Here is a 12,146-nt window from a genome sequence, read left to right on the forward strand (position 1 = left end):
TTCATCCCTGGGTCTTCTGGATAGCTTCGCGAAGCACCTGGCGGTCGTCGAAGGGACGGACCACACCGGCGATGTCCTGGCCCTGCTCGTGGCCCTTGCCCGCGACCAGCACGGTGTCGCCGGGGTGGGCGCGGGCGACGGCCGCGGCGATCGCGGCGGCCCGCTCCTCGAAGAGGAGCACCTCGCCGCGCTCGTGGGCGGGCACCGTGGCGGCGCCTTCGAGCATGGCCGCGAGGATGGCGAGCGGGTCCTCGGAGCGGGGGTTGTCGGAGGTCAGTACGGCCGTGTCGGCGAGCCGGGCCGCGGCGGCGCCCATCGGGGCCCGCTTGGTCGTGTCCCGGTCGCCGCCGCAGCCGAGGACGATGTGCAGCCGGCCCTTGGTGACCTTGCGCAGCGCCTTGAGGACCGATTCGACGGCGTCCGTCTTGTGCGCGTAGTCGACGACCGCGAGGTAGGGCTGTCCGGCGTCCACCCGCTCCAGGCGGCCCGGCACGCCCGGTACGGCGGCGACGCCGTCGGCCGCGGTCTGCGGGTCCAGGCCCGCCGCGGCCAGGGCGACGATCGCGGCGAGGGTGTTGGCCACGTTGAAGGGGCCCGGCAGCGGCGACTTGGCGGCGACCCGGACGCCCTCGGGGCCGAGGACGGTGAACGTCGAGTCCATCGGGCCGATGTGGACGTCCGCGGCCCGCCAGTCGGCGTCGGGGTGGCCCTCGGCGGAGTAGGTGACGACCGGGACGCCGGCCTCGCGGGCGAGCCTGCGGCCGTACTCGTCGTCGACGTTGACCACGCCCCGTTTGCTGCGCCGCGGGGTGAAGAGCTGCGCCTTGGCCTGGAAGTAGTCCTCCATGCCGGAGTGGAACTCCATGTGTTCCGGGCTGAGGTTGGTGAAGACGGCGATGTCGAAGACGCAGCCGTCGACCCGGCCGAGGACCAGGGCGTGGCTGGAGACCTCCATGGCGACCGCCTCGACCCCGCGCTCGCGCATGACGGCGAACAGCGCCTGGAGGTCGGTGGCCTCGGGGGTGGTGCGCTCGGACTTGATGCGCTCGTCACCGATGCGCATCTCGACGGTGCCGATGAGCCCGGTGCTGCGCGCGCTCCTGAGCCCGCCCTCCACCAGGTAGGCGGTGGTGGTCTTGCCGGAGGTGCCGGTGATGCCGATCTGGAGCAGGTCGCGGCCCGGATGTCCGTAGATGGTGGCGGCGAGTTCGCCCATCCGCGCGCGCGGGTCGTCGACGACCAGGACCGGCAGGCCGGTCGCGGCGGCGCGTTCGGCGCCCGCCGGGTCGGTCAGCACGACGGCCGCGCCGAGGCCGGCGGCCTGGGCGACGAAGTCGGCACCGTGCAGCCGGGCGCCCGGCAGGGCGGCGTACACGTCACCGGGGCGGACCGCGCGGGAGTCATGGGTGATGCCCGTGACCGCCACGGTGTCCGCCGCGGTGTCAGGGACGGCGACGCCCAGCTGATCGGCGAGCTCCGCAAGGGGTGTGGCGGAGACCTGAACCGGCCTGGGCGGCCCCGGATATGTCACGGAAGCGCCCTTCTGGGTGGTTTGGGACTGATCAGCGTGTGGCACGGCGGTGAGCGTACCGGGCGTACCCGCTCCGGAGCGAAGCGAGGGCTCTGCGGCCCGGCGGTTCCCGGGATCTGGGGTGATCGTTGTCACGGGCTCGTTCCTGGTGGTCTTTCCGAAAAGCTGGGGCGCTGATCAGGGCTTGTAGTCGACGGGCAGGTTCGCCGCCTTGGCGCCGGTCGGCGGGATCTGCAGGGTCTTGAGGGCGAACTCCATCACCTGCTTGTAGATCGGGCCGCAGATCTGGCCGCCGAAGTAGCTGCCGGCGGTGGCGTTCTGGATGGCGCAGTAGACGGTGATGCGGGGCTTGTCGGCGGGCGCGAAGCCGGCGAACGACGAGGTGTAGCCGCGGTATCTGCCGGTGGCCGGATCCACTCGGTTGGCGGTTCCGGTCTTGCCCGCGACGTTGTAGCCGGGGATGGCCGCCTTGACGCCGGTGCCCTGCTCGTCGTCCACCACGGACTCCAGCATCTCGGCGAGCGTCCGGGCGGTCTTCTCACTGACCACGCGGTTCTTCTTGGGCTGCGCGGCCGGGGTGAAGCGGCCGTCGGCGCCCTTGGAGCCCCGCACCAGGGTCGGGTCGACCCGGACCCCGCCGTTGGCGATCGTCGAGTAGACGGAGGCCGCCTGCATGGCGTTGATGGAGAAGCCCTGGCCGAAAGGGATCGTGTACTGCTGCGAGGTGGACCACTTGGCCGGGGCGGCGAGGATGCCCCGGGTCTCGCCGGGGAAGCCGAGCCCGGTGTAGCCGCCGATGCCGAACTTGCGCAGGTAGGAGTAGAGGACCTGGTTGGCCTGCTCCTGGGTCCTGCCGAGCTGTCCGGTGGCGAGGATGGTGCCGATGTTGCTGGACTTGGCGAGCACGCCGTTGAGCGTGAGGTGCCAGGTCTCGTGGTCGATGTCGTCCTTGAAGAGCCGGTCGCCGCGGTGCAGCCGGTTGGGCACCACCACATGGGTGAGCGGGGTGGCCGCGTTCTCCTGGAGGACGGCCGCCATCGACATCACCTTGGCGGTGGAGCCGGGCTCGTAGGCGTCCTGGAGCGCCGCGTTGCCCATCGCGGCCGCGTCCGCCGTCGACAGGTCGTTCGGGTCGAAGCCGGGCGAGTTGGCCATCGCCAGGATCTGCCCGGTCCTGGTGTCCTGCACGACCACGTAACCGCGGTCCGCCCGGGACTTCTTGACCTGCTCCGAGATGGCGTTCTGCGCGGCCCACTGGATGTCACGGTCGATGGTCAGCTCGACGTCCGCGCCGGGCACCGCCGGGGTCTCCGTGGAGCCCGCGGTGGGCACCTCGCGGCCGCCGGACTGGGCGTAGCGGATCTTGCCGTCCTTGCCGGTCAGCTCCTTGTCGAGCTGCTGCTCGATACCGCCGCCGCCCTTGCCGTCGGCGTTGACCCAGCCCAGTATCCCGGCGGCCAGGTCGCCGTTCGGGTACACGCGCTGGCTGCTGGGGTCGGCGAAGACGCCCGCGAGCACGTTGACGGTGGCGTGGTCGGTCGCGGCCTTGTTGGTGAGCGCGGTCTTCAGGTCCTTGATCTGCTTCCAGACCTGCGGGGTCTGCCGGGCGGCGAGCCGCACGTAGCGCAGGTCCCGGTTCTGCGGCCGCAGCAGCTTGACCAGGTCGGCCTGGTCCTTGCCGAGGATCGGGGCGAGCAGCGCGGCGGCCTGCTCGGGACCGTCGTTCACCTTGAGCTGCTTGGCGGCGAACATCGTCGGGTCGGCGGTGATGTCGTACGCGTCCTCGCTGATCGCCAGCGCCACGCCGTTGCGGTCGGTGATCCCGCCGCGCTCGGCGGCCAGGGTGTGCACCACGTACCGGTTCTGCTCGGCCTTCGCGGCGTACGCGCCGGCGTCGACGGCCTGCACCTGGAGCAGGCGCCCGACGAAGATCATCAGCACCAGGGTGAGGGCGAAGCCGACCATGCGCAGCCGGGGCCGGGGGCTGCCGAGCCGCAGCGGGCGCTGGGCGGGAGGGCGCGGTGCGCTCGGGCGGCGGGCCGGGCGGGCGCCGGGGCCGGGGCCGCGCCGGACCGCGCCCCGGGGCTCCCGGGGACGGGGCGGCCCGGCGGGGCCGGGCACGCGGCGGCGCGGTGCCTGCCTGTCTCCAGAGGTGTCTGGCACGTCCGTCACCTGCCGGGGGTCGTGGTCGGGGTCGTCACGGGCGTGAGGGCCGGCGTCGGCGTCGGCACCGCGGTGGCGGCCGGCGCGGACTCCGGCGGGGTCTGCGCGGCGGAGCCGCCGGGCGCCGTGGGCAGGGCGTCGGACGGCGTGCCGATGGCCTCGGGGGCGGGCGGCCTGGGGCTCCCCCGGAGCGCGGCGGTGGAGGGGACGCCCTTGACGGTGCCGTCGGAGCCGAGGAAGACGGGGTCGCCGCCGGGGACCATGCCGAGTTCGCGGGCCCGGCGCTGGAGGGCGTCGGGCGCGGAGTAGGCGTCGATGTCCCGCTGCAGGGCCTGTTCCTCGTCGGTGAGGTTCTTGGTCTGCTTCTGCAGGTCGTCGAGTCTGAACGAGCCCTCGCTGAGCGCCGAGTTCAGCACCAGCAGGCAGATCAGGCCGCCGCCGAGCAGCAGGACGACCAGCAGGACGAACGGGGTGCGGGCGGCCTGGTTGGCCCGGCCGACCGGGAAGAGCCGGGCGAGCCGCGCGGCCCGCCCTTTCAGCTCGGGTTTCCTACTCACGTGTCCTCCGGTGGGTCCGGAAACCCAGCGTGCTCGCGCCGCTCATTCAATGGACTCCCTGATGCGCTGGGCCCCTCGAAGACGCGCGGGCGCGGCCCGGCGGTTCTCGGCGACCTCTTCCTCGGTGGGAAGTTCGGCACCACGGGTGAGCAGCTTGAGCCGGGGCTGGTACTGCTCGGGCACGACGGGCAGTCCGGGCGGGGCGGTGGTGGCGGCTCCGGCCGCGAACACCTGCTTGACGAGGCGGTCTTCGAGCGAGTGGTACGACAGCACCGCGATCCGGCCGCCGACCGCGAGGGCCGCCACCGCCGCCGGGATCGCCCGCTCCAGGACCGCGAGTTCGCCGTTGACCTCGATGCGCAGTGCCTGGAAGGTGCGCTTGGCCGGGTTGCCGCCGGTGCGCTTGGCGGCCTGCGGCAGGGAGTCCCGGATCAGCTCGACCAGCCGGGCGCTGTTACTGAACGGCTCCTTCTCGCGCTCCCGGACGATCGCCGAGACGATCCGCTTGGCCTGCTTCTCCTCGCCGTACGCGTACAGGATGCGCACCAGCTCACCGGCCGGATAGGTGTTGAGCACCTCGGCGGCGCCGATGCCGGTGGTCTGGTCCATGCGCATGTCGAGGGGCGCGTCCTGGGCGTAGGCGAAGCCGCGGTCGGCCTCGTCGAGCTGCATCGAGGAGACACCGAGGTCGAACAGCACGCCCTGCACGCGCGCGATGCCGAGGCGTTCGAGCACGTCGGGCAGCTCGTCGTAGACGGCGTGGACCAGCGTGGCGCGGTCGCCGAAGGGGGCCAGGCGCTCACCCGACAGGCGCAGGGCCTCCTTGTCGCGGTCCAGGGCGACCAGCCGGACCTCGGGGAAACGGGTCAGCAGCGCCTCGCTGTGGCCGCCGAGGCCGAGGGTGCAGTCGACGACCACGCCGCCGGGCGCCTCCAGGGCGGGTGCCAGCAGGTCCAGGCACCGCTGGAGCATCACCGGGACGTGTCGACTCTGGCTCAAGGGGGCCTCTCAGGTCCGCGCGGGAGATACGCACCGCCGGGTCCCCGCCCGCTCGGTACGCGCGCCGCGCACGTGGGGAGACGGTCCGGGCGCCGTGCCGGGGTCTCCAGGGGATTTCACCAGCGGGGAGAGTCTCGCCTCCCGCTTCGCGTCACTTTAGTCCACCGTGTCGCCCGGTCAATCAACCGGCCTGCACGGCGCGTACGGCAGGCCGGCGGGCGCCGGGATCGACGGGGAATCACCCGGACGGACCAGGTTTGCGCTGCGTGTGGGTTAGCTCACAACAAGCCACGATGGCGTTCTTTGTGTCCTCTCACAGCAGGCCCTGACCGCCCGTGACCAGTAACGTCGTCTCCATGACGACTTCCGCAGCAGCTCCCACTGGATCCGAAGGCGCCATAACCGATGGCGGCACCGTGACGGACCGCCTGGTCGACGCCAACCGTACCTACGCGTCCGCCTTCACCGACCCGGGCATGGACGCCCGGCCCGTCCTGCACGTGGCCGTGGTGTCGTGCATGGACGCCCGTATCGACCTGCACAAGGCGCTCGGCCTGCAGCTGGGCGACTGCCACACCATCCGCAACGCCGGCGGTGTGGTCACCGACGACGTGATCCGTTCCCTCACCATCAGCCAGCGCAAGCTCGGCACCCGCAGCGTGGTCCTCATCCACCACACCGGCTGCGGCCTGGAGGCCCTCACTGAGGAATTCCGGTCCGAGCTGGAGATGGAGGTCGGCCAGCGCCCAGCATGGGCGGTGGAGTCCTTCCGGGACGTCGACCAGGACGTACGGCAGTCCATGGCACGGGTGCGCACCTCGCCGTTCATGCTGCACACCGACGACGTGCGCGGCTTCGTCTTCGACGTCCGCACCGGCCTGCTCCGCGAGGTCGACCCCGCCTGAGACCGCTCGCAGGCGGACCGCCCGCCCCGAAAACCGCCGCCGTACCCTGTCAGGGCGCTGTCGAATACACGACCGAAAGGCCGCAAGGCCGACATAGTGCGGGCAGTTGTCCACAGGCGAGTGACACGAATCGGTAACGGCAGCAAGAATGCGGTGTGGGACGTCACGCGGAACCATTCACGCGTGGTGTCCGTGTTTCGGGGTGGGCCGGTTCCGCTGACAGAGCGCCGGTCCGGGCAATAAGGGGCCGAGGAGGGCCGGGTGACGACCTATGACGATCGAGCGAGCCTTGTTGATCTGACCGCCACTGTGGAGCGTGTGCGCAGTTCGGTGGAGAGCGTGATCGAGGGCAAGCCGGAGGTCGTACGGCTCTCGCTGACCGTGTTGCTGGCCGAGGGACATCTTCTGATCGAGGACGTCCCGGGTGTCGGCAAGACGATGCTGGCGAAGGCCCTGGCGCGGTCCATCGACTGTTCGGTGCGCCGCATCCAGTTCACGCCCGACCTGCTGCCGTCGGACATCACCGGTGTGTCCATCTGGGACCAGCAGCGCCGGGACTTCGAGTTCAAGCCGGGCGCCATCTTCGCCCAGATCGTGATCGGCGACGAGATCAACCGCGCCTCGCCCAAGACCCAGTCCGCGCTGCTGGAGTCGATGGAGGAGCGGCAGGTCACCATCGACGGCCAGTCCTATGAACTGCCCAGCCCGTTCATGGTGGTGGCGACCCAGAACCCGGTCGAGATGGAGGGCACCTACCCGCTCCCGGAGGCCCAGCGCGACCGCTTCATGGCCCGCGTCTCGGTCGGCTACCCGAGCGTGGAGGCCGAGTTGCAGATGCTCGACGTCCACGGCGGCGCGAACCCCCTGGAGGACCTCCAGCCGGTGGCGCACGCGCACGACATGGTCAAGCTCGTCGAGACCGTGCGGGGCGTCCACGTCGCCGAGCCGGTCAGGCGGTACGCGGTGGATCTGGTCTCGGCCACCCGCACCCACCCCGACCTCAGACTCGGCGCCTCCCCGCGCGCGACGCTGCACCTGCTGCGCGCGGCGAAGGCGTCCGCGGCCCTGAGCGGCCGGGAGTACGCGCTGCCGGACGACGTGCAGGCGCTCGCCGTGGCGGTCCTCGCCCACCGGCTGCTGCCCACCGCCCAGGCCCAGCTCAACCGGCGCACCGCGGAGCAGGTCGTCCAGGAGATCCTGCAGCAGACCCCGGTGCCCGCGGCCCCGCAGCAGCAGACCGGCTTCGGCGGCCTCGGCCGGGGCGTGCCGGCCTATCCCCAGCAGCCCCCGCGGAGTCGGTGATGGGCGCCCCGGCGGAGGCCGACCGCGAGGAGGCGGGCGGTGTCCGCACGGCCCTGGCCGGGCTGACCACCCGCGGCCGTTCCTTCCTGGCGGCCGGCATCGCCGCGGTGGTCTGCGCCTACATACTCGGCCAGAGCGATCTGCGCCGGGTCGGGCTGCTGCTCGCCGTGCTGCCGCTGATCTGCGCGGCCGTGCTCTACCGCACCCGCTACCGGGTGGCCGGCAGCCGCCGGCTCTCCCCCTCGCGGGTGCCCGCCGGCAGCGAGGCCCGGGTCCACCTGCGGATGGACAACGTCTCGCGGCTGCCCACCGGTCTGCTGATGCTCCAGGACCGGGTGCCCTACGTCCTCGGACCGCGCCCGCGCTTCGTCCTGGACCGGGTCGAGCCGGGCGGCCGCCGGGAGGTCTCCTACCGGGTCCGCTCGGACCTGCGCGGCCGCTATCCGCTGGGCCCGCTCCAGCTGCGCCTGACCGACCCGTTCGGCATGTGCGAACTGACCCGGTCCTTCTCGACCTTCGACACCCTGACCGTCATCCCGAAGGTGGAGCCGCTGACGCCGATCAGGCTCAGCGGCGAGGCCAAGGGGTACGGCGACGGACGGCAGCGCTCGCTGGCCCTGGCCGGCGAGGACGACGTGATCCCGCGCGGCTACCGCTACGGCGACGACCTGCGCCGGGTGCACTGGCGCTCCACCGCCCGCTACGGCGAGCTGATGGTGCGCCGCGAGGAGCAGCCGCAGCGGGCCCGCTGCACGGTACTGCTGGACACCCGGGGCATCGCCTACGAGGGCGCGGGCCCCGACTCGGCCTTCGAGTGGGCGGTCTCCGGCGCCGCATCGGTCCTGGTCCACATGCTCGAACGCGGCTTCTCGGTCCGGCTGTTGACGGACACCGGCAGCGCGGTGCCCAGTGAGGGTGCCGACGGGTTCGCCGGCTCCGGCCAGGACTCGGCGGACGCGGCCGGGCTGATGATGGACACCCTGGCCGTGATCGACCACTCGGACGGCACCGGCCTGTCCCGCGCCTACGACGTCCTGCGCGGCGGGAACGAGGGACTCCTCGTGGCCTTCCTCGGCGACCTCGACGAGGAACAGGCCGCGGTGGCCGCGAGCATGCGCCGGCGCAGCGGCGGCGCCGTCGCCTTCCTCCTGGACCCCGGCACCTGGGTGCGGGAGCCCACCGACGTGCCCGCGCCGGGTGACGCGCACGAGGAGCGGCTGCGGATGCTGCGCGAGTCCGGCTGGACCGCGCTCGGCGTCCAGCGCGGCGCCCCGCTGGCGGAGTTGTGGCGGCAGGCCGACCGGGAGCGGCTGTCGGTGGCCGCGGCCGGCGGGGAGGCCCGGTGATGAGCGGACGGGCCAGGCTGGCCCTCACCGCGGCGGCGGCCACGCTGATGGCGTCCTGCGCCCTGCTGCCCCTGGTCTCCCCGATGACCTGGCTGTTCCAGGCCGCGTTCCTGGTGGCCGTCCAGACCGGCGTGGGCGCGGCCGCGCGGCGGGTGCCGCTGGCCCGGCCGCTGACCGTGGCCGCGCAGGCCCTGGTCACGCTGGTGATGCTGACGCTGGTCTTCGCCCGCGGCCACGCGATCGCCGGGCTGATCCCGGGCCCGGACACCTTCCGGTACTTCGCCGACCTGCTCCAGCAGGGCTCCGAGGACATCAGCCGGTACGCCATACCCGCACCGCTGTCGGACGGCATCCGGCTGATGGTGATCGGCGGGGTCCTGATCGTCGGGCTGATCGTGGACGTCCTCGCGGTGACCTTCCGCAGCGCCGCGCCGGCCGGACTGCCGCTGCTGGCGCTGTACTCGGTGGCGGCGGGCCTGTCCGACGGGCCGACCGACTGGCTCTGGTTCCTGGTGGCGGCCGCGGGCTATCTGCTGCTGCTGCTCGCCGAGGGCCGGGACCGGCTCTCGCAGTGGGGCCGGGTGTTCGGCGGGGTCCCGCGCACCCCGGGCGGCCAGGAGAGCGGTGCGGTGGCCCCGGTGCGCACCGGGCGGCGGATCGGCTTCGCGGTGCTGAGCGTCGCCCTGTTCGTGCCGTTCGTGATGCCCTCGATCCAGGGCGGCCTGCTGGACGGCACCGGGAACGGCGTCGGCGTGGGCAACGGGAACGGCGGCACGATCTCCGCGGTCAACCCCCTGGTGTCGCTGCGGGACAGCCTCAACGTGGACGAGGACCGGCAGGTGCTGTCCGTGCGGACCACCACCGCGGACCTCTCCGACCTGTACCTGCGGATCGTCTCCCTGGACGACTTCGACGGCACCACCTGGAAGCCGGCCCAGCGGCACATCACCGGCGTCCCGAACACCTTCCCGACCCCGGCCGGCCTCGGCGGCGACGTCAAGCGGGAGACCGTGCGGACCACGATCTCGGCCGCCGACTGGTACGCCCAGGACTGGCTGCCGATGCCGTACCCGCCGAGCGGGGTGCGGGTAGCCGGCACCTGGCGGTACGAGCCGGTCGGGATGACCCTGGTCGGCGACCACGGGCAGAACACCCGCGGTGAGACCTACCAGGTCACCAGCCTGGCCGTGCAGCCGACGGCGGATCAGCTGGCCGCGGCGCCGGAGCCGTCGGCGGCCATGAAGAAGGAGTACACCAAGGTGCCCGCCTCGCTGCCGAGGGTGGTGGCGCAGACGGCCCAGGAGGTCACCGCCGGCTCGTCGAACCACTACGAGGAGGCGGTCAAGCTCCAGGACTACTTCGCGGTCGACGGCGGCTTCGAGTACGACACCCAGGTGCAGGTCGGCCGAGGCGAGGGCGCGATCGCGAACTTCCTGAAGCAGCGGCGCGGTTTCTGCGTGCACTTCTCCTTCGCGATGGCCGCGATGGCCCGGACGCTGGGCATCCCGGCCCGGGTCGCGGTGGGCTTCGCGCCCGGCACCCCGCAGGCCGACGGCTCGGTCTCGGTGGGGCTGAAGGACGCGCACGCCTGGCCGGAGCTGTACTTCGAGGGCGTGGGCTGGACCCGCTTCGAGCCGACCCCGACCCGGGGCACGACACCGTCGTACACCGTCTCGGACACCCCGGGCTCCTCGGTGCCGGACGAGACGCTGCCGTCCAAGGGCGCGTCGGCGGCGCCGTCGGCGTCGGCCTCGGCGAGCGAGAGCTGCTCGGCGCAGCTGCGCAAGCAGGACGTGTGCGCGAGCCCGCCGGCGGCGAGCGCGGTGCGGCCGGGCGACGGCGGGCCGCCGTGGTGGCAGCTGGCGTTGTGGGTGCTGGGCGGGGTCGCCGTGCTGGCGGTACCGCTGTCACCGATGCTCTACCGGCTGCGGGTGCGGGCCGGCCGGCTCGGGGCCCATGACCGTACCCCCGGCGGCGCGGCGGCGCACACGCTGGCGGTCTGGCAGGAACTGATCGACACGGCCTGGGACTTCGGCGTCCCGCCGGACGACTCGCTGAGCCCGCGGGGCGCGGCCGACCGGATCGTCCGGCTCGGCGGCCTCGACCCGGTCGCCGCCGCCTCGGTGCACCGGGTCGCGGACGCGGTCGAACAGGTGCTGTACGCGCCGCGGCCGCGGCTGACGGCGGGTCTCGCCGACGACGTCCGCCGGGTGTCGGACGCCTTCAACGGCCGGGCGGGCGTTCCCACCAGGCTGCGGGCGCTGTTCGCCCCGCGGTCGGCGGTGCGGCTGCTGTGGGCGGCGTCGGCCGGATGGGCACGGCTGCGGGAGCGGGCGGCCGCGGCCCGGCCGGCCCTGCGCAGGCCGTCGGGACAGCGGACCTGACCGGACAGCCGGGCTGAGCCGACAGCCCGGCTGCCGCCGATGGGCCGGGCACCGCCAGGCTGAGCCAGCAGCCCGGCTGCCGCCGGGGGCCGAGCAGCAGCCGGGCCGAGCGTGCAGCTGAACAGCAGCCGGGCCGTGCGGCAGTGCGGCTGAACAGCAGCCAGGCCAAGCGGCAGTGCGGCTGAACACCAGTCGGGCCGGGCGGCACTGCGGCTGAACGGCAGTTGGGCCTGGCACCGGCCCGGCTGGGGCAGAACCGGGCCCTGGGCGGTGGGCCTGAGGGGCGGTCGGGCCGAGTGGCAGTGGGTACGGCTGAGGGGTGACCACCCGGTGGGTGGTCACCCCTCAGTCACGCTCTGTTCCGCCCGTGCGGCGAGGGCTCAGTGGCCCTGCTCGTCGCGGCGGCGCTGCCAGCGCTCCTCGATGCGGTCCATCATCGAACGCTTCGGCCTGACCTGGCGACGGGCCTGCGGGGCTCCCGCGGGCTGCTCTCCGGGCTTGGGAGCCTTGCGCCAGCCGGTGACGGCGAGGACCGCGCAGCCCAGCATGACGAGGAAGCCCACCACGCTGACCCAGATCTGCTTCGCCACCATGCCGGCCATGAGGAGCGCGATACCGACGAGGAAGCCGGCGGCCGCCTGGTAGACCCGTCGCCGGGTGTACGACCGCAGCCCGCTTCCCTCAAGCGCTGTCGCGAACTTGGGGTCTTCGGCGTACAGCGCTCGCTCCATCTGCTCAAGCATTCGCTGCTCGTGCTCCGAGAGCGGCACGGCGTCCTCCTCATCGTGCAGTCGCCGGGGCGACCCGGGGGGTCCCTTCAGGATAGGCAGGGAATCGCCCCCGTGAAACCCGCCCCTCTAGGCCAATTGGCCAACCGGAATCCGACATGGGCGTACCGGCTCGCTGAGGCTTCCATTCCCCGGCGGCCGACCCGTCATGCCGAGCGGTCTCCCTCGATC

The 12,146-nt window shown here is 72.9% G+C and carries 9 protein-coding genes; 4 read left to right on the forward strand and 5 right to left on the reverse strand.

The genetic code is table 11. The annotated features are described in order from the left end of the window. Position 1 precedes the first annotated feature (1 nt). The 4 genes from ACIQOE_RS01655 to rsmH form a co-directional block, all read right to left on the reverse strand. The gene (locus ACIQOE_RS01655) at positions 2–1,531 is read right to left on the reverse strand and encodes a UDP-N-acetylmuramoyl-L-alanyl-D-glutamate--2,6-diaminopimelate ligase (RefSeq protein WP_351325169.1); all 1,530 of its coding nucleotides are present in this window, start codon (positions 1,529–1,531) and stop codon (positions 2–4) included. A gap of 177 nt (positions 1,532–1,708) precedes the next feature. Continuing rightward, complete coding sequence (locus tag ACIQOE_RS01660) at positions 1,709–3,694, reverse strand: penicillin-binding protein 2 (protein ID WP_365570014.1); 1,986 nt, start codon at positions 3,692–3,694, stop codon at positions 1,709–1,711. A 5-nt stretch (positions 3,695–3,699) separates the two neighbouring features. Continuing rightward, on the reverse strand, positions 3,700–4,251 hold the full coding sequence (locus ACIQOE_RS01665; RefSeq protein ID WP_401408941.1) for a septum formation initiator family protein: 552 nt from the start codon (positions 4,249–4,251) through the stop codon (positions 3,700–3,702). Between the two features lie 42 nt (positions 4,252–4,293). Next, positions 4,294–5,250 carry a 16S rRNA (cytosine(1402)-N(4))-methyltransferase RsmH gene (rsmH, locus tag ACIQOE_RS01670; RefSeq protein ID WP_351935700.1) on the reverse strand — a complete coding sequence of 319 codons (957 nt, stop codon included), beginning with the start codon at positions 5,248–5,250 and terminating at the stop codon, positions 4,294–4,296. A 356-nt stretch (positions 5,251–5,606) separates the two neighbouring features. Between rsmH and ACIQOE_RS01675 the strand changes: the two genes are divergently transcribed. The 4 genes from ACIQOE_RS01675 (at position 5,607) to ACIQOE_RS01690 (ending at position 11,187) form a co-directional block, all read left to right on the forward strand. Beyond that, on the forward strand, positions 5,607–6,155 hold the full coding sequence (locus ACIQOE_RS01675) for a carbonic anhydrase (RefSeq protein WP_351325177.1): 549 nt from the start codon (positions 5,607–5,609) through the stop codon (positions 6,153–6,155). A gap of 261 nt (positions 6,156–6,416) precedes the next feature. After that, positions 6,417–7,457, forward strand: a complete 1,041-nt coding sequence (locus tag ACIQOE_RS01680) for a MoxR family ATPase (RefSeq protein ID WP_351325178.1) — start codon at positions 6,417–6,419, stop codon at positions 7,455–7,457. Further along, positions 7,457–8,803 (forward strand): DUF58 domain-containing protein, encoded by a 1,347-nt coding sequence (locus ACIQOE_RS01685; RefSeq protein WP_401408946.1) that lies wholly within the window; start codon positions 7,457–7,459, stop codon positions 8,801–8,803. The genes ACIQOE_RS01680 and ACIQOE_RS01685 overlap by 1 nt, the downstream gene beginning before the upstream one ends. Next, positions 8,803–11,187, forward strand: coding sequence for a DUF3488 and transglutaminase-like domain-containing protein (locus ACIQOE_RS01690; RefSeq protein ID WP_365570011.1), 2,385 nt, complete (start codon positions 8,803–8,805; stop codon positions 11,185–11,187). The genes ACIQOE_RS01685 and ACIQOE_RS01690 overlap by 1 nt, the downstream gene beginning before the upstream one ends. 380 nt (positions 11,188–11,567) lie before the next feature. Here the strand turns inward: ACIQOE_RS01690 and ACIQOE_RS01695 are convergent, their stop codons facing one another. After that, complete coding sequence (locus ACIQOE_RS01695) at positions 11,568–11,957, reverse strand: DUF3040 domain-containing protein (RefSeq protein ID WP_351325184.1); 390 nt, start codon at positions 11,955–11,957, stop codon at positions 11,568–11,570. Positions 11,958–12,146 lie beyond the last annotated feature (189 nt).

The organism is Streptomyces sp. NPDC091282, from assembly GCF_044757385.1.
Classification (GTDB): domain Bacteria; phylum Actinomycetota; class Actinomycetes; order Streptomycetales; family Streptomycetaceae; genus Streptomyces; species Streptomyces gramineus.